The 17,569-nt window shown below is 74.3% G+C and carries 11 protein-coding genes; 3 read left to right on the forward strand and 8 right to left on the reverse strand.

Annotated features, from left to right (window positions below; genetic code table 11):
- Positions 1 to 6: 6 nt before the first annotated feature.
- On the reverse strand, positions 7 to 780 hold the full coding sequence (locus tag ACLJQE_RS34700; RefSeq protein ID WP_410643773.1) for an inositol monophosphatase family protein: 774 nt from the start codon (positions 778 to 780) through the stop codon (positions 7 to 9).
- A 27-nt stretch (positions 781 to 807) separates the two neighbouring features.
- On the opposite strand from ACLJQE_RS34700, the gene ACLJQE_RS34705 reads away from it, so the two are divergent.
- Positions 808 to 1,710, forward strand: a complete 903-nt coding sequence (locus ACLJQE_RS34705) for a LysR family transcriptional regulator (RefSeq protein WP_410643774.1) — start codon at positions 808 to 810, stop codon at positions 1,708 to 1,710.
- Positions 1,711 to 1,853: 143 nt separating this feature from the next.
- On the opposite strand, the gene ACLJQE_RS34710 is transcribed toward ACLJQE_RS34705, so the two are convergent.
- From ACLJQE_RS34710 to ACLJQE_RS34720, 3 genes are all read right to left on the reverse strand, one after another.
- Positions 1,854 to 2,456 (reverse strand): NAD(P)-dependent oxidoreductase, encoded by a 603-nt coding sequence (locus ACLJQE_RS34710; RefSeq protein WP_410643775.1) that lies wholly within the window; start codon positions 2,454 to 2,456, stop codon positions 1,854 to 1,856.
- A 108-nt stretch (positions 2,457 to 2,564) separates the two neighbouring features.
- Positions 2,565 to 3,911, reverse strand: coding sequence for an alpha/beta hydrolase (locus tag ACLJQE_RS34715; protein ID WP_410643776.1), 1,347 nt, complete (start codon positions 3,909 to 3,911; stop codon positions 2,565 to 2,567).
- Entirely contained in the window at positions 3,908 to 5,221 is a 1,314-nt protein-coding gene (locus ACLJQE_RS34720) for an MFS transporter (RefSeq protein WP_410643777.1), read from the reverse strand. Before ACLJQE_RS34720 ends, ACLJQE_RS34715 begins: the two co-directional genes overlap by 4 nt.
- Before the next feature lie 168 nt (positions 5,222 to 5,389).
- Between ACLJQE_RS34720 and ACLJQE_RS34725 the strand changes: the two genes are divergently transcribed.
- Positions 5,390 to 6,223 carry a PaaX family transcriptional regulator C-terminal domain-containing protein gene (locus ACLJQE_RS34725; protein WP_410643778.1) on the forward strand — a complete coding sequence of 278 codons (834 nt, stop codon included), beginning with the start codon at positions 5,390 to 5,392 and terminating at the stop codon, positions 6,221 to 6,223.
- On the opposite strand, the gene ACLJQE_RS34730 is transcribed toward ACLJQE_RS34725, so the two are convergent.
- From ACLJQE_RS34730 to ACLJQE_RS34745, 4 genes are read right to left on the reverse strand one after another with little or no spacing between them, the layout of a single operon-like run.
- Positions 6,211 to 7,047 carry a 3-hydroxyacyl-CoA dehydrogenase family protein gene (locus ACLJQE_RS34730; RefSeq protein WP_410643779.1) on the reverse strand — a complete coding sequence of 279 codons (837 nt, stop codon included), beginning with the start codon at positions 7,045 to 7,047 and terminating at the stop codon, positions 6,211 to 6,213. The genes ACLJQE_RS34725 and ACLJQE_RS34730 overlap by 13 nt on opposite strands.
- Positions 7,044 to 8,072 (reverse strand): HAD-IIIC family phosphatase, encoded by a 1,029-nt coding sequence (locus ACLJQE_RS34735; RefSeq protein ID WP_410643780.1) that lies wholly within the window; start codon positions 8,070 to 8,072, stop codon positions 7,044 to 7,046. Before ACLJQE_RS34735 ends, ACLJQE_RS34730 begins: the two co-directional genes overlap by 4 nt.
- The gene (locus ACLJQE_RS34740) at positions 8,069 to 9,172 is read right to left on the reverse strand and encodes an acyl-CoA dehydrogenase family protein (protein ID WP_410643781.1); all 1,104 of its coding nucleotides are present in this window, start codon (positions 9,170 to 9,172) and stop codon (positions 8,069 to 8,071) included. Before ACLJQE_RS34740 ends, ACLJQE_RS34735 begins: the two co-directional genes overlap by 4 nt.
- Entirely contained in the window at positions 9,169 to 9,762 is a 594-nt protein-coding gene (locus ACLJQE_RS34745; protein WP_410643782.1) for an acyl carrier protein, read from the reverse strand. The genes ACLJQE_RS34740 and ACLJQE_RS34745 overlap by 4 nt, the downstream gene beginning before the upstream one ends.
- Between ACLJQE_RS34745 and ACLJQE_RS34750 the strand changes: the two genes are divergently transcribed.
- A complete protein-coding gene (locus ACLJQE_RS34750) occupies positions 9,733 to 17,556 on the forward strand; it encodes an amino acid adenylation domain-containing protein (protein WP_410643783.1) in 7,824 nt (2,607 codons plus the stop codon). The two genes, ACLJQE_RS34745 and ACLJQE_RS34750, sit on opposite strands and share 30 nt — an antisense overlap.
- Positions 17,557 to 17,569: the final 13 nt, after the last annotated feature.

A 17,569-nucleotide genomic window follows, 5' to 3' on the forward strand; every position in this document is an offset into this window, starting at 1 on the left:
TCGCGCTCAGGCGGTGAGGACTTTCAGCGCGGCGGCGTGCACGCCGGGCGCGGAGGCGAGATAACCCCGGCTCGTCAGATCCCACGGGCCGCCGTCGAGATCGGTGACGACGCCGCCGGCTTCCTGGACCAGCAGGACGCCGGCGGCGTGGGCGCGGACGTTGTCGAACTGCCAGTGCAGGTCCATCCGGCCGGCGGCGATCTGGGCGAGCTGGTGGGTCACCGGCACGGAGATCCGGACGTATAGCGCGGCCTCCGACATCGCGGTGAACGAGCTCCCCATCCGGTCGAGGAATCCGTGGCCGGGCTGGGCCTGGCCCGTGCCCGCCAGCGCACCGTCCAGCGCCGTCTTGGCGGAGACCCGCAGCGGCTCGCCGTTCAGGTGCGCGCCGCCGCCTTCGGTGGCGGTGAACAGCTCGTCGAGCACCGGGAAGAAGAGCACGGCCAGCACCGGACGGCCGTCGCGCACGAGACTCACCCCGATGTTCCAGTCGGGCATGCCGTGCACGGCGTTGACGTTGCCGCCCACGGGATCGATGAGCCACCACTCGCCCGCGGGCAGCGGCCCGGACCCGTGTTCGTCGTCGAGCCAGCGCGCCTCCGGCCGGATCGCGCTCAACGCCGGCCGTAACACCTCGGCGACGGCGGAATCATTGTCGTGCAAGCTCTTCAGCAACTCGGGCAGGCCGAGCTGGCGGGACGCGGGGGAGTAGCGCGTCAGCATCCGGGCCCCGGCCGCGCGGACGGCGGCTGTGGTGGCGGCGAGCAGGTCCTGGGTCATGGTTTCTCCTGTGGTTGTCTTGCGTGCGTGCAACTCGACTTGAACTTGCTGACGGTGCTCGACGCGCTGCTCGAAGAGGGCAGCGTGATGGGCGCGGCCGAGCGGCTGCACTTGTCGTCACCGGCAGTGAGCCGGACCCTCGGCAGGCTCCGCGCGGTGACCGGCGACGACATCCTGGTCCGCACCGGCCACACGATGGTGCCCACGCCGTACGCGGTGGCCGTCCGCGAGGACGTGCACCGGCTGGTCCGGCGCGCGCGGGAGGTCCTGCAGCCGGCCCGCGAGCTGAACCTCGCCGAACTGGACCGCACCTTCACGATCCAGTGCCACGACGCGCTCGCCGCTTCGGTGGTCCCGGTGCTGGCCGTCCGGCTCCAGGAGCAGGCGCCCGGCGTGCGGCTGCGGGTGCTGGCCGAGCACTCCGCCGACACGGACGACCTGCGCCACGGCCGCGTCGACGTGGAACTCGGCGGCGCCCGGCCGGACCTGCCCGAGTTCCGGTCCGAGGTGCTCGGGCGCGACCCCCTGGTCGTGGCGATGCGCCGGGGCCACCCCGCGGCCGGGGGCCTCGACCTGCGGGCGTTCGCCGCGCACCCGCACGTCCTGGTTTCCCGCCGCGGCCGGCTCACCGCGCCGATCGACGACGTGCTGGCCGCGGAAGGCCTGCACCGCCGGGTGATCGCCTCGGTGGCCACCCTCGCGACGGCGTTGCAGCTGGCGGCGCGCAGTGACGCGCTGGTCACCTGCACGGCCGTCCTCGGCCGCCCGCTGATCGACGCGTTCGGCCTGCTCACCCGCCCGCTCCCGGCCGAGTCGCCGTCGGCGGAGATCTGCTGCACGTGGCACCAGCGCTACGACTCCGACCCCGCCCACGCCTGGCTCCGCGACCAGGTCCGGACGGCCCTCGAGCAAATCACCCCCGACCCCTGAGCCCACCACCGCCGGCCCTGCCTTGCCCTCCCCGGCCCGGCCCCAAGCGCCCCAATGTGGCCTTGGTTGCGTTCAACGCACCGAAGGCCACCTTGGGTGCGTTGAGCGCACCGAAGGCCACATTGGGGCGCTTGAGGTGCGGCTCAGGCGGGCAGCGGCAGGGCGATCGTGGCCGGGAAGCGTGGTGTCTCGGCCTCGTCGAGCATCGCCGCGGCGACGGTCGCCCGGCTGATCACCGCGTCGAAGTCGAGCGGGGGCCCCGATGCCAGCCCGACCGTGCGCCGCCGGGGGCTTTCCGGGCCGTCGGTGAGCAGGCCCGCGTGGAAGACCGTGCCGCCGGCGGCGAGGATCGTCGCGTCGGCCTCGACCTTGTCGGCGAGCCGGTCGCCCAGCAGCTTCGCGAGTGCACCGGCGGCTTCGCCCGCCACCTCGGCCGAGCGGCCCGTGCCGTACGCACCGAGCCAGATGATCCGCCGCGGCCCGGCCGCGACCGCCGCCTTGGCGCCCGCCAGGAGGACGCCCGCCCGGTCCGTGCCGAGTCCGGAAAGGACGGTCGAGCCGGCGGCGACGGCGAGGCTCGCCGGCTCCTCGACGTCGCCCGCCACCTTGTGCAGCCGCGCTGATTCGGGGAGGGCGATGCGTCCGGGATCCCGGGCGATCGCGGTGACGGTGTGCCCGCGCCGCAAGGCTTCCCGGGTGAGGGCGAGTCCGGTCCGGCCGGACGCCGCGAGGACGGTGAGGTTCATACCGGCCACGCTAGGGCGCCCGTCGATTAACATCAAATGCAAGTTGGCTAAGTCGTGATTTACCGTGGCGCAAGGGGCGGCCGCCGAGGAGTGCGGCCGCCCCTTGCCTCAGCGGCGGTCCGAGCCGGTGAGCGGCGCCGGGCGGTAGGGCAGGTAGCGGCCCGGTGCACCCAGCTCGGCCGCGGCTGCGTTGAGGCGCTCCGGCCGGAGGTCGGGCCAGCGGCCGGTTTCGATCCGGGATTCCAGGGCGTGCAACGCCGCCAGTGTCTCCGACGGCCGGAACGCGCAGTGCCCGGCCGCGCCGACGTAAGCCTGGCGCAGCAACGATTCCCGGCCCGCCGAGCGGACCCGCTGGGCGTACCAGTTCTCCTGCTCGACCGGGACCAGGTGATCCGCGGTGGTGTGGATGGCGAGCTCCGGGACGCGGAGCCGTCCGGTCGCCGTGGAGGTGCGGGCGAGCGTGCCGACGGCGTGGGCGTCGGGCGTGATGTCCGCGTGGCGGGTCAGCTCGGCCAGGTCGGCGTCGAGGTCGAGGCCCGCGCTGCGGTACAGCGCCCGCACCTGCCGGGCCAGCGGGCTGCCGGAGAGCAGTACGCGGTAGTCGACGCCGCGGGTGAACGCGCTGTTCCCGCCGGCCGCCAGTTCGATCTCGTAGCGGCCGGAGACCACGAACCCGAGCACGAACTGCGCCAAGGCCTGCTGCTGCTGCTGTTGCTGGCCCGCGTAGTCGGCGGGGCCGGGCGGTGCGTCACCGGTCAGCCACGGCGGCATGTTGATCAGCGCGGCACCGAGGGCGATCCGCGCCCGGCCGGCCGCGGTGCCCTGGGCGTCGGTGACGATCTTCGTCAGCGCCGCGCCCGCCGCGCTCGCTTCCTGGGCGTTCGCGTAGCGGACCAGCTTCACCGGCTGTGCCGGGGCAAGCAGGCGGGACAACGCGTATTCGCCGTCGAGCTGGTAGTTGTTCAGGTTCAGCGCACCCGCGACCAGGCCGCACGTGGTCAGCGCGCCGTCGAGCCGCCCGTTGCCGGACTCGGCTTCCAGTGCGCTGACCAGCCCGCCCATCGACGTGCCCCACGCGATGGTGCGGCGGGGCTCGCCGATCTTCCGCACGAGCTCGTCGAGGGAGGCGAACTGGTCCCGCGGGGCGGAGGCGAGTGCCCACAGCGACGGTCCGCTGTAGGACGAGCCGATCAGCGCGTAGCCGGCCGCGAGCAGGGCCTGCCCGGTCGGCTCGTCGGGCGCGTTGCGCGCCACGAGCGGGCCGAAGCCGTGGCTGTAGAGGATGACGGTGCCGTTCCAGGAGGACGGCACGTCCGCCACCCAGCTCGCGCCGTCGGGCAGCTGCCCGGTGTAGTGCGCGGGGGCGGCGGCCTGTGCCGTGCTTCCCGTGGTGAGGCCGAACGCGGTCAGCGTCGTCGCGACGAGGGCGCCGACCCGGCGGAGCCACTTGCTCATCCTCGGTTTCCTTCCCGCTGGGCGGCCGTGGGGACACCCGGCTCGGGGGTGAGGTCACGGCGGTGGGTCTCCCGCAGCGCCAGCATGCACACGGCGGAGAGCAGGCAGAACGCGGCGATGGTCCACGACACCGGGGTGGTCGTCCCGCCGCCGTTGGCGCGCTGGAGCTGGGCGAAGATCAGCGGCGCGAACCCGGCGCCGAGCCCGGCGAGCTGGTAGCCCAGCGACGCGCCGGTGTACCGGTTTTCGGTGGCGAAGAGCTCGGAGTACAGGGCGGCCAGCGGCCCGTACATCATCGGGTGGATCACGCCCTGGCCGATCACCAGCGCCAGGACCAGCAGCAGCCCGCTGCCGCTGCGGACCATCGGGAAGAGCAGGAACCCGAACACCGCCATCACGGTCACGCCGGCCAGGACGACCGGGCGGCGGCCGATCCGGTCGGACAGCGCCGACCACAGCAGGATCCCCGCCACCGCGCAGGCCGAGGACAGGGTGAGGGCGTTGAGTACGTCCTGCCGCGGGTGTCCCTGCTGGACGCCGTAGGCGAGCACGAAGGTCGTCAGCGTGGCCTGGACGACGAACGCGGCGAGCCCGACGCCGATCCCCAGCAGCAGCACGCGCGGGTGGTCGCGCAGCACGGCGACGACTGGGAGCCGGCGACGCTTTTCCTTGTCGGCGGCCAGGAACGCGGGGGTTTCCTCGACGCGCGAGCGCACGAACAGGCCGACCGCGAGCAGGACGATGCTGAGCAGGAACGGGATCCGCCAGCCCCAGGCGAGGAAGTCCGCTTCGGAGGTGAGCGCGGCGGTGGCGGACATCGCGAGCGTCGAGACGACCATGCCGCTCGGTGCGCCGGCGTTGGTGAAGCCGGCCCACAGCCCGCGGCGCGACCGCGCGTGCTCGGCGGACATCAGCACGGCGCCGCCCCACTCGCCGCCGACCGCGATGCCCTGGACGACGCGGAGCAGGACCAGGCCGAGCGGGGCGATCGGGCCGATCTGCTCGTAGCCGGGCAGCAGGCCGATGAGGAAGCTCGCGACGCCCATCATGGTCATGGTCAGCACGAGCATCCGCTTGCGGCCCAGCCGGTCGCCGAAGTGGCCGAAGATCAGGCCGCCGAGCGGCCGGGCGAGGTAGCCGGTGGTGAACGTGCCGAAGCTGGCGACCGTGGCCAGTGCCGGGTCGAGGTCGGCGAAGAAGACCTTGCCGAAGACCACCGCGCTCGCCGTGGCGTAGAGGAGGAAGTCGTAGTACTCGATGAGACTGCCGAGGTAGCTGGACGCGACCGCTCTGCGGAGCTGAGTGCTCATGAGGTTCACCCTCGTCTTTGGGGGCGGGGCTTCGGGGGGCGCTGCGGAGGGAGCAGGTTCGTCCGGGGTGGACGACGGGAGAGCGGACCCAACGTTAGTCATGGGTATGACGGCCGTCAACATTCTGCACAACATCAAACGGGTCGCGGCCCGGTTAGGCTGACGTCCGTGACGCACTCCGCCGAGACCGGCTCCGGGCCCCGCCCGAAGTCCGTCATGCTCACGTTCCTGGGCATCCACCTGCTCGGCCGGGCGAGTGCGATCTATTCGGGCAGCGTGATCGACGTGTTCGGGCGCGTCGGCGTCTCGGAGGAGGCGGTCCGTTCGACGCTGACCCGCATGGCGGGCACCGGGTTGCTGACCCGCCACCGGCACGGGCGGAAGGTCTACTTCGGTCTCAGCGAACGCCTCGCCGCGGTGCTCGAGGACGGCAGGCGGCGGATCTGGGAGACCGGAGCGGTCAACCGGTCCGAGGACGGCGGCTGGACGCTGGTCGGCTTCTCCCTGCCCGACACCCGCCGCGGCGACCGCCACGACCTGCGCCGCCAGCTGACCTGGGCGGGGTTCGGCCTGCTGCAGAACGGGTTGTGGGTCGCCCCCGGCGTCCGGGACGTCACGGCCATCGTCGAGCAGCTCGGGCTCGACGGGCACGTCACGGTGTTCACGGCACACCCGGCGAAGCCGACGGAAGCGGCCGAGCTCGTCCGCAAAGCCTTCGACACGGCGACCATCGCCTCGCGCTACCACGACTTCATGGAGAAGTGGGACGCCGGGACGCCGTCGTTCCCGGACGACCTGACGCGCCGGCTGATGCTGCACTCGGACTGGCTGCACGTCGTCCGCCGGGACCCCCACCTCCCGGCCGGGCACCTGCCCGGCGACTGGCCGGCGATCGAGGCCGAGACCTTGTTCCGCAAGCTGGACGCGGACTTCCGCGAGGGTGCGGACCGGCTGGCCGCCGAGACGCTCGAACTGATGCCGACGTCGGGTCAGCCCGGGTAGGTGTGCAGGCCCCGGCCGGTTTTCCGGCCCAGCCTGCCGGTTCCGACGAGCTCGGTCAGCAGCGGGCACGGGCGGTACATCGGTTGTCCGGTGCACTCCAGCAGCACCACCAAGGTGTCCAGGATGACGTCGAGGCCGATGAGGTCGGCCGTGCGCAGCGGGCCCATCGCGTGGCCGAAGCAGTTCTCGAAGACCTGGTCGACCGTGACGGCGTCGGCGACGCCGTCACCGACGGTCGCGATCGCCTCGTTGATCGTGGCCATCAGCACGCGGTTGGCGACGAAGCCGGGGCCGTCGGCCACCACGATCGCCTGCTTGCCGAGGCCGGCCAGCACATCCGTGGTGGTGCGCAGGGTTTCCTCGGCCGTCGCCGCCGCGCGGACCACCTCCACGGCGTTCTTGAGCGGGGCCGGGTTCATGAAGTGCGTGCCGATGACGCGGCCGGCCCGGGTGGTGGCGGCGGCGAGCCGTCCGATCGGGACGGCGGAGGTGCACGAGGCGAGGACCGTCGCGGCGGGACAGAGCCGGTCCAGCTCGGCGAACAGCTTTTCCTTCACCGCCAGCCGTTCCGCCGCGCATTCGACGACGAACTCGCTGCCGCCCAGCTCTTCGAGCCGGCCGGTCCAGCGGATCCGGTCGGTGACCGCGGCCGGCGGCCGGGTGCCGAGCAGTGCCGCCATCCGCAGGCCGGTCCGGATCCGCTGCGGCCCCCGGTCCAGCGCCCGCGGATCGGAGTCGGCGACGACGACGTCGTGCCCGGCCGCGGCGAAGCACTGCGCGACACCGGTGCCCATCACCCCGGCACCCACGATCCCGACTTTCACCGGCTCCTCCCGTCGACGATCCGGACGTGCGCGGGGCGCGGGGGTGGTGGCCGCCGCGGGTCGAAGACCAGGACCTGCTCGCCGGGGCCGGCCGGCTCGAAGCCCGCGAACCGCAGGGTCACCAGCATGATCCGGTTGGCCGCGGTGGGCACGAACCGGGCGACCGGACGCCGTCCGCGCGCGAGGACGTCCCGCACGAGGTGCCCGAGCAGGACGGTGCCGATCCCGCGGTTGAGCACCCGGCACGACGTCAGGAGCAGCTCCAGGACGACGTCCGGCCCGTCGTGGCGGAGCACGGCGAGCCCGACGGTGCCGTGCGCGCCGAACCGGTCGGTCACGTCCGCGACGAGCACCTCGTGCTCCGGTGACTCGCACAGCGCCCGCAGCTGGGCGGCGTCGAGGGTGCGGCCGGTGGTGTTGAGCTGGTGCGTCCGGAGGGTGAGTTCGTGCGCGCGGTCGAAGTCGGCTTCGGCGGCGGCCCGCACGGTCATCGTGAGCCCGAGCGAGGCGAGGAATTCGGGCGGGGAACCAGGGAACGCGCGTTCCGCCGCGGTGCGGTCGCGCTCGGCGAGGTACCGGTGGCGGCGACGGCGCGATTCGGCGGTTACCAGTTCCGGCCGGAACTCGGCCAGGCCGGCGAACTCGCCGACGCGCTCGGCGGGGTAGCAGCGCACCATCGGCAGCGCCGCGGCGACCTCGGCGCGCTCGGCCGGATCGTTGTCGGCGAAGGCGATCGTGTCCAGGCCGATGTTCAGCTCCGCGGCGATGCGGCGGATCGACGCGGACTTCTCGCCCCAGCCGACCTCGACCGCGCAGAACAGCTCCGCCAAGCCGTGTTCGGCCAGGTGGCCGGTGGCGCGGGCGAGCTCGCCCCGCCCCGCCACGGCGTGCAGGATGCCCCGGCGGTCCAGTGCGTGCAGCGCCTCGATCGCGGCGGGGAACGGCCGCGGCCGGTCGCCTTCGAGCACGACGCCGTCCCACAGCGTGTCGTCGAGGTCCCACACCAGGCACTTGACCGTTTTCACGGCCGCCACCGCAACGCGTACTCGCCGAGCTGCTGCTCGGCGACCTCGTCGGTGCCTTCGATGATCCGCATCACCTTGGCGTCGCGGAAGAACCGGCCCACCAGGCTGTCTTCCGCGCAGCCCGCCGCACCGAGGACCTGCCCGGCCCGGTCGGCGACCGCGGCGGCCGCCCGGGCGGCGACGTACTTGGCGAGCACGGTCCCGGCGACGGCCTCCGGATCGCCGGTTTCCCGCAGGGCCGCGGCGCGGGCGCACAGCCCGCGCGCGGCACTCGTGTCGGCCAGGCTCCGGCCGAGCAGGGCACGCACCGTCTGGTGCCCGGCCAGCCGCACCCCGCCCTGCACGCGGTCCGAGGCGTGCTCCGCGGCGGCACGCAGGCAGGCCTCGGCCATGCCGACGCAGCCCCAGGCGACGGTGAACCGCCCGTGGTCCAGCGCCGTCGCCGCGACGTGCGACAGGCCGAATCCCGGTGGGGCGAGCAGGTTTTCCGCGGGCACGAGCACGCCGTCGAACCGGACGTGGGCGAGCCGGGCCGCGCGCATGCCCAGCTGGCCCCGCACCGGCTCGGCCACGGTGCCCGGCCGGTCGGCTTCGACGAGCACGGCGACGGGTCGGCCCGCGCAGCCGACCAGCACCAGGAAGACGTCGGCGAGCTGCCCGAAGGTGACCCACAGCTTGCGGCCCCGCAGGCGCACCTGCCCGCCCTCGCGTTCGGCGGAGGTCGTCACGGCGGACAGATCGCTGCCGGCGCCGGCCTCGGTGGCCGCGAACCCGGCGAGCACGTCGCCGCGCGCCAGTGCCGGCAGCCAGTGGGCGCGCTGCCCGGCGGTGCCCCAGCGCAGCACGGCCGCGGCGACCATGCCCTGCACCGTGACGAGGGCACGCAGGGCACTGCACACCCCGCCGAAATCGGCGCACAGCTGCCCGAGGTCCGCCTGCGTGCGGTCGCCGCCGCCGAAGGTGGCGGGCAGGTCGGCGGCCAGGAAACCCGCGTGCGCCACGGCTTTGACGACCTCGGCCGGCAGGGCGCCACGGGCGTCCCAGTCCGCCGCTTCGCGCCGCACGGCTGCCGCGAACGCGGCGGAGTCCACTGTGGTCACGGAATTCCGGCCGATCTTTTCCGGAGCACGAAGGCGGTGACGCGGTTCATGGTCCGGAAATTGCCGAGGTCGAGATCTTCGACCGCGACTTCGATGCCGAACCGGCGTTCGATGTGGGCCACCAATTCCAGGGCCAGCAGCGAATTCACCAGCCCCAGCGCGAAGTAGTCTTCGTCGGGGCCGGGGGTGTTCCCGGCCGTCGCGGTGGCGAAGAACCCGGTCAGTTCGGCCAAGATTTCCTCGGCGGTGATGTCCGCCCCCACCGGCTGCTGGCCTGCCACGCGCCCCTCCCTCGACGGATGCCCCCGTTCGAAGCTAACACGGTCTGCGGTGCACCGACGGCGCCGAACGGCGTAATCGCTTGCGCGCGGTTTTGACTGTCCGCAGTGGACGATCCATTTCCGTTGTGGTCGGCGGCAATTATGGACAGTGACGATCAATCCCTCGATCGGCGGCTTGTCCGCGGCGCGAAGCCGCTGGAAGTATCCGGAGTTCGTCACCGCCGGGATTTCCGGCATCGTGCATGGGGAATTCTGGGGATGATTACCACGACCGGACCAGTGAGCAGCGTGGGCGATCTGCTGGCCCACCGGGCGGCGCGTACCCCCGCGGAAACCGCGGTGGTCTGCGGCCGCACCCGGATGAGCTACGCGGAGCTGGCCGCCCGCAGCGACGCGGTGGCTGCGCGGCTGGCCGGGCACGGCGCCGGCCCGGAGAGCCGGATCGGGCTCCTGCTCGGGCGTGGGGTGGACATGGTGGTGGCGGTGTTCGGCGTGCTGAAGGCCGGGGCGGCGTACGTGCCGCTGGATCCGGCGCACCCGGCACGGCACCGGGAATCGATCGTCGCGGACGCCGGGGTCACACTGGTGCTGACCCGGCCGGAACTGGCCGGCGGGCTGCCGCCGGAATGCGTGCCGGTGTCCGTGGCGGGCGGGATCCCGCCCGACGGCGAAGGCGGCGGCCCGGCCGAGCCGCCCCCGGAGGCTGCCGCCGGCTTCCGGCCCGGCGGCACAGCGGCCGGGAACCGCCCGGCCGTTCCCCGCCCGCGGATCCGGCCCGGCAACCTCGCCTACGTCCTCTACACCTCCGGCTCCACCGGACAGCCGCGCGGCGTGCTCGGTACGCACGGCGGGCTCCTCGCCCTCTTCGCCGCCCACCGCGCCGGAATCTTCGCGGCCGCGGGCGAACGGCGGTTGCGCGTCGCCCACACCGCCGCCCTGTCCTTCGACGCCTCCTGGGTTCCGCTGCTGTGGATGCTCGCCGGGCACGAACTGCACGTCCTGGCCCGCCTCGACCCGCAGGACGCCGTGGCCGCGCTGGCCGCCGCGCGGATCGACGTGCTCGACGTGACCCCGTCCTACCTCCGGATGCTGCTGCTCGCCGGGCTGCTGGACGGTCCCGCGAAGCCGCGCATGGTGGTCACCGGGGGCGAGCCCGTCGAGCCGGACCTCGGTGCCGCGCTGGCCGCCGCCGGGATCCTGGTCCGGACCGCCTACGGCACCACCGAGACCACAGTGGACAGTCTCGTCGGCGACACCGTGCCCGAAGGCCGCGCGGTCCTCGGCCGTCCCCTCGCGGGCACGCGGGCGCAGGTGCTGGACGACGGGCTGCGGCCGGCCGCGGAAGGCGAGCTGTACCTGGCCGGGGCCGGGCTCGCCCGCGGCTACCTCGGCCGGCCCGGCGCCACCGCGGCCGCGTTCGTCGCCGATCCGGCCGGGCCGCCCGGCTCGCGGATGTACCGCACCGGTGACCGCGTGCGCCGCCGGGACGACGGGCTGCTCGACTTCCTCGGCCGGGCCGACGGGCAGGTCAAGATCCGCGGCATCCGCGTCGACCCCGCCGAAGCCGAGGCGGCCCTGCTGAGCCACCCCGGACTGGCCGCCGCGGCCGTGGTGGCGAGGCGGGACGGCCGCGACGACGACCACCTCGTGGCCTACGTGGTCCCGAAGACCGGCCGGAAGACCGCGCCCGGCCTGCGGGAGTACCTGCGCGGCCGCGTCCCGGAGCAGCTGGTGCCCGCCCGGTTCGTCGAGCTGGCCGCCCTGCCGCTGACCGGCAGCGGCAAGGTCGACCGCCGGGCCCTGCCCGAGCCCGGCCACCCCGGTGGCGACGTCGCCACGCCCCGGAACCCGGCCGAGGAGGTGGTCGCCGGGGTCTGGTGCGAGGCACTCGGCCTGGACCGCGTCGGGACCGACGCCGACTTCGTCGAGCTGGGCGGTGACTCGATCCTCGCCATGCGGGTGGCCGGCACGCTCAACCGGCGCCTGGGCACGGCGCTGCCCGCCCGGGCCGTGTTCGAGCACCGGACGGTCGCCGGGCTCGCCGCGGCCCTGCCCGCCGCGCACGCCGGCCACGCGCCGTCCCGCACGGCGCCGGGGGCCGAGCTGCCCCTGTCGTCCGGGCAGCAGCGGCTCTGGTTCCTCGACCAGCTCGCCCCGGGCGGCGCGGAGTACAACACGAGCGCGGGTTTCCGGCTGCGCGGGCCGCTGTCGGTCGACGCGCTGGCCCGTGCGCTCACCGCGCTGGCCGGCCGCCACGAGTCGCTGCGCACGACGTTCCCCACCGTGGCCGGACGCGGGGTCCAGGTCGTCGGGCCGCCCCCCGAGATCCGGCCGGAGGTCCGCGCCGCCGAAGACGTCGAGGACCTCGAGGGCGCGCTGCTCGCCGAGGTGCACCGGCCGTTCGACCTCGCCCGCGGCCCGCTGTTCCGGGCGACCGTGTTCGAGCTGGGAACCGACGACCACCTGCTCGTGCTGGTGCTGCACCACATCGTCACCGACGGCTGGTCGATGGGCGTGCTCGCCGTCGAGCTCGGCCGGCTGTACTCGGACCCGGCGGCCGAGCTCCCGCCGTTGCCGTTGCGCTACACCGACTTCGCCGCCTGGCAACGCAACCGGCTCGCCGGGCCGGAACTGGACGACCGGATCGCCTACTGGGAGCGGCAGCTGGCCGGCGTACCGGCCCTGGAGCTGCCCACCGACCGGCCGCGGCCCGCCGTGCGGGGGACGGCCGGCGCCACGCACCGGTTCACCGTGCCCCCGGGCGTGACCACGCGGCTGACCGAGCTCGGCCGTGAGCGCGGCGCCACGCTGTTCATGACCCTGATCGCGGCGGCGCAAGTCCTCTTCGCCCGCTACACCGGCCAGCGTGACATCGCGCTCGGCACGGTGACGGCCGGGCGGTCCTGGGACGAGCTGGCGGGCCTCGCCGGCTTCTTCGTCAACACCGTCGTGATCCGCTCCCGCCTCGACGGCGACCCGGTCTTCGCGGACTTCCTGGCCGGCGTCCGCTCGACCGTGCTCGACGCGATGGCCCACGACGACGTCCCGTTCGGCCGCCTGGTCGAACTGCTCGCCCCGGACCGCGACGCGAGCCGCTCGCCGCTGGTGAACGCCATGGTGGTGCTGCAGAACGCGCCGTCGGCACTGCCGGAGCTCAGCGGCCTGGCGGTCGAGGAAACCGACCTGCCCCGGCGCTCGGCCCAGTTCGACCTCACGGTGGAGTTCGAACCGCGGGACGGCGGCCTGCGCACCACCGTCGAATACAGCACCGAGTTGTTCGACGCCGCCACCATCGGGTGGCTGGCCGAAAACCTCCTGGCCTTGCTCGAGGGCATCGCCGACGACCCGGGACGGCGGTTGTCCCGGCTGCCGTTCCCGGCACCCGCGCAACGGCGTGAGCTGCTGGCCGTGGGCCGTTCGACGGCGGACGGGCCCGGGCTGACCGTGCCGGACGTCTTCGCCGGGCGCGTCCGCGAGCGTCCGGACGCGCTCGCGGTGACCGGCGACGGCACGGCGTCGACCTACCGGGAACTGGACACCCGGGCGAACCGGCTCGCGCACGGCCTGCTCGCCCACGGCGCCGGACCGGACGTCCGGATCGGCCTCTGCGTGCCGCGGGGGATCGACGCGATCGCCGGGATGCTGGCCGTCCTGAAGGCCGGTGCCGCCTACGTCCCGCTCGACCCCCGCTACCCCGACGAGCGATTGGCGTGGCTGCTGGCGGATTCCGGGATCACGACGGTGCTCACCACGCGGGCGGTGCGCGACCGGGTGCCCCGCGGGGTGCGCGTGCTGACCCTGGACGACGGCTGGGAACGCGACCGGCCCGGTGCGGCCCCGCCGGTGCGGGCCCGGCCGGAGAACCTGGCCTGCGTGCTCTACACGTCCGGTTCGTCGGGCCGTCCGAAGGGCGTGCTGATCGAGCACCGTTCGGTGACCCGGTTGTGCGCGGACCCCTACGCCCGGCTCACCCCGGACGACGTCTCGACGCAGTACGCGCCGCTGTCGTTCGACGCCTCGACGCTCGAGATCTGGGGTGCGCTGCTGTCCGGGGCGCGGCTGGCGATCGACACCGACGACGTGCCGTCGGTCGACGCGCTCGGCGCCTTCGTGCGTGCCGAGGGCGTCACGGCGCTGTGGCTGACCGCGGGGATGTTCCACGAGGTGGCGGCGGCCGATCCCGGCGTGTTCGCGGGACTGCGGCGGCTGGTTTCCGGGGGCGACGTCCTGTCGCCGGGGCAGTGCGCGACGGTGCTGCGGCGGTGGCCGGACCTGGAGCTGGTCAACGGGTACGGGCCCACCGAGAGCACCACGTTCACCGCCTGCCACCGCGTCCGGGCCGCCGACGACGGACGGCCGGTGCCGATCGGGCGGCCGATCACCGGGACGCGGTGCCTGGTGCTGGACCGCCACCTCGACCCGGTGCCGGCCGGCGTGCCCGGCGAGCTGTACATCGGCGGCAGCGGCCTGGCCCGCGGCTACCTCGACCGGCCCGGGCTGACCGCCGACCGGTTCGTGGCCGACCCGTTCGGCCACGGCACCCGGCTGTACCGCACCGGGGACATCGTGCGCTGGCGCGCCGGCGAGGAGTGGGTGCTGGACTTCCTCGGCCGGTCCGACGACCAGGTCAAGATCCGCGGCTTCCGGATCGAGGTCGGCGAGGTCGAGGCGGCGCTGCGGCGGCACGCGGACGTCGCCGAGGCCGTCGTGCTGGCGCGGGAGGACACCCCCGGCCACAAGCGGCTGGCCGGGTACGTCGTCCCGCGGCGGCCGATCGAGCCCGGCGCGGTGCGGGAGTTCCTCGCGAAGAGCCTGCCGGGCCACCTCGTGCCCGGCGCGCTGGTGCTGCTCGACCGGTTCCCGCTGACGCCGCAGGGCAAGATCGACCGCCGGGCGCTGCCGGTGCCGCGGCCGCAGACCGCCGGAACCCGCGCGGCGCCCCGCGGGCCGGCCGAGGAGCTGGTGACCCGGGTGTGGGCCGAGGTGCTCGGCGTGGAGCGCGTCGGCACCCGGGACAACTTCTTCGAGCTGGGCGGGGACTCGATCCTCGGCATCCAGGTCGTGGCGCGCGCCCGGCAGCTCGGGCTGCGCCTGAGCGCGAAGGACGTCTTCCTCCGCCAGACCCCGGCCGAGCTCGCCGCGGCGGGGGAGTGGGCGGAACCGGCGGCGCGCGAGGCGCCCCGGCCGTCCGGCCCGGTGCCGCTGTCGCCGATCCAGCACTGGTTCTTCGAGACGGTCACCGAGCATCCCGGGCACTTCACCCAGTGGGTGTCGGCCGAGCTCGCCGCGGACGTCGACGTCGCGGCGTTGCGGACCGCGGTTTCCGCGCTGGCCGCGCACCACGACGCGCTCCGGCTGCGCTTCCGGCGCGCCGGTGGCTCTTGGCGGCAGGAGTACGCCGAATCCGTGTCCACCGACGTATTCCGCGTCGGTCCCATGTCCACTATGGACTTCTTCGAGCTGGACGGCGGCGCGTTGTTCACCGCGGTGCTGGACGGCTCGCGGCTGCTGCTGGCCGCGCACCACCTGGTCGTGGACGGCGTCTCGTGGCGGATCCTCCTCGCCGACCTGCGCACGGCCTACCGCGCGGCCCGCGCCGGACGGCCGGTGGAACTGCCGCCCCGGACCACGTCGTTCGGCGACTGGTCCCGGCGGCTGGCCGCACACGTGGCGGCGGGCGGGTTCGCCGACCAGCTCGGCTACTGGCGGACGCCGGCACCGGGCGCCCGCCCCGACGGCGACCCACGGCCACCCCGGTCGGTGACGGTCCGGCTCGACGCGGGCGAGACGGCGGCGTTGCTGCGCGACACCCCGGCCGCGTACCGCACCCGGATCGACGACGTGCTGGTGAGCGCGCTCGGCCGGGTGCTGGCCGCCTGGACGGGCCAGGACCGGGTGCTGCTGGAACTGGAGGGCCACGGCCGCGAGGACCTCTTCGGCGACGTGGACCTGTCGCGAACGGTGGGCTGGTTCACGACGCTGTACCCGTGCACGGTGGCGGTCCCGAAGGACGGCGGCTGGGCGGCGGTGCTGAAGTCGGTGAAGGAGTGCCTGCGCGCAACCCCGGACCGCGGCTTGGGCTACGGCGCGCTGCGGTACCTGGGCGAGACGCAGTTGCCGGCCCCCCGGCCGGTGGCGGCGTTCAACTACCTCGGCCGCTTCGACGCCGAGCCGGAGACCGGCGACCTGTTCCGGGGCGCGCCCTCCGCCATCCAGCTCAGCCGGGCGCCCCACGTGACCGGCACCGCGCGGCTCGACGTCACCGCGGCCGTCACCGCCGGTGGCGAACTCGAATTCGAGTGGACCTGCTCCCCGGGCGTGCACGACCACCGCACCGTCACCCGGCTCGCCACCGGGACGCTCACCGCGCTGCGGGAGATCGCCGCCCACTGTGCCGAGCCCGGTGCCGGTGGGCGTACCCCCTCCGACTTCCCGCTCGTCGCCGCCACCCAAGGCGAACTCGACCGGCTGCTCGGCGACGGCCGGCACGTCGAGGACGTCTACCCGCTGACCCCGATGCAGGCCGGGATGCTGTTCCACAGCCTGTCGGAACCCGGCACCTACCTCGAACAGGTCTGCTTCACCCTGGCCGGCGCCGCCGACCCCGCCGCCCTCGAACGCGCCTGGCACCGGGCCGTTGCCGACATCCCCGCCCTGCGCACCGCCGTCCGCTGGACCGGGGTCCGCGAACCGGTCCAGGTGGTGCACCGAGCCGTCACCCTGCCGGTGACCGTGTACGACGGGACCTCGCCGGACGAAGCCGACCTGCTCGCCGCCGACCGCGAAGCCGGGCTGGACCCCTCTGTGCCACCGCTGATGCGCGTCACCCTGATCCGGCTGGACGACCGCCGGATCCGGACGCTCTGGACCTTCCACCACGTCATCCTCGACGGCTGGAGCGTCTTCGAAGTTCTCACCGACGTCCTCGCGCACCTCTCCGGACAGCCCGCCCGGCGCCGCCGCCCGTTCGCCGACCACCTCGCCTGGCTCGCCCGGCAGGACGCGACGGCGGCCGAAACCCACTGGCGGAAGGTCCTAGCCGGGCTCACGCCCACCCGGCTGCCGTACGACCGGCCGCCCGGCCGGGCCCACCGCACCCGCTCCACGTCCACAGTGGAGCGTCAGTTGTCCACTGAGGACTCCCGGCGGCTGGCCGGCTTCGCGCGGCGGCACCGGCTCACCGTCAACGCCGTCGTGCAGGGCTCGTGGGCGCGGCTGCTCGCCCGGCACGGCGGCGACCCGGACGTCTGCTTCGGGGCGGTCGTGTCCGGCCGCCCGCCCGAGCTGCCCGAGGTGGACGCGATCGTCGGGATGTTCGTCAACACCGTGCCCGTCCGCGTCACCGTCGCCGAGGCGGAAGACCGGCCCGGCTGGTTCCGGCGCCTGCAGGCCGACCAGGCCGAGGCACGCCGGTTCGGGCACGTCTCGCTGGCCGCGCTGCGCCGCTGGAGCGGGCTGCCCGCCCCGGCCGGCCTCTTCGACAGCATCGTCGTGTTCGAGAACTACCCCTTCGACTCCGGCGCACTGGCCGAACGCGGCCTGCACGTGGCGGAGCTGACCGCCGTCGAAATCACCAACTACCCCCTGGCCCTCGTCGCCCACGGCAGCGCGCGCGACGACGAACCGCTGACCCTGCGGCTCGGCTACGACCCCGCGCTGTTCGACGGCAGCACGGCCGAAGCGCTCGTCGGCGAACTCGCGGACCTCCTGCGCGAACCGGCCGGACAGACCGCGCCGGCCGGAACGACCGCGCCGCCGCGAGACCGCCCGCCCGTCGCGGAGAAGCCGGACGGCAGCGCCCCGGCCTACCTCGAGCCCCGCACCGCGACCGAGCGGGCGCTGAGCCGCATCTGGGCCGAGGTCCTCTCCGTCGAGCAGGTCGGCGTCGACGACGACTTCTTCGCCCTCGGCGGCGATTCGCTGCTCTGCCTGCGGGTCACCGCCCGCCTGCGCGCGGACTTCGGCACGGCCCTGCCGCCGCGGGCGCTGTTCGACAACCCCACGGTCGGGGCGCTGGCGCTGATGCTGGAGCACCCCACCCTCGCCGCACTGGGCCGGGCGGTGGACCGCGGCCTGAACCCGCCCAAGGACTACGAGCTCTAGGAGGTCGGAGCCG

The sequence above is a fragment of the Amycolatopsis sp. lyj-346 genome, from assembly GCF_046548975.1.
Lineage (GTDB): Bacteria > Actinomycetota > Actinomycetes > Mycobacteriales > Pseudonocardiaceae > Amycolatopsis.

Excerpts from the sequence above, each read along its gene's own strand:
- ACLJQE_RS34720 (WP_410643777.1), bottom strand. The coding sequence starts at position 5,221 with ATGAGCACTCAGCTCCGCAGAGCGGTCGCGTCCAGCTACCTCGGCAGT.
- ACLJQE_RS34715 (WP_410643776.1), bottom strand. The coding sequence starts at position 3,911 with ATGAGCAAGTGGCTCCGCCGGGTCGGCGCCCTCGTCGCGACGACGCTG.
- ACLJQE_RS34700 (WP_410643773.1), bottom strand. The coding sequence starts at position 780 with ATGACCCAGGACCTGCTCGCCGCCACCACAGCCGCCGTCCGCGCGGCC.
- ACLJQE_RS34710 (WP_410643775.1), bottom strand. The coding sequence starts at position 2,456 with ATGAACCTCACCGTCCTCGCGGCGTCCGGCCGGACCGGACTCGCCCTC.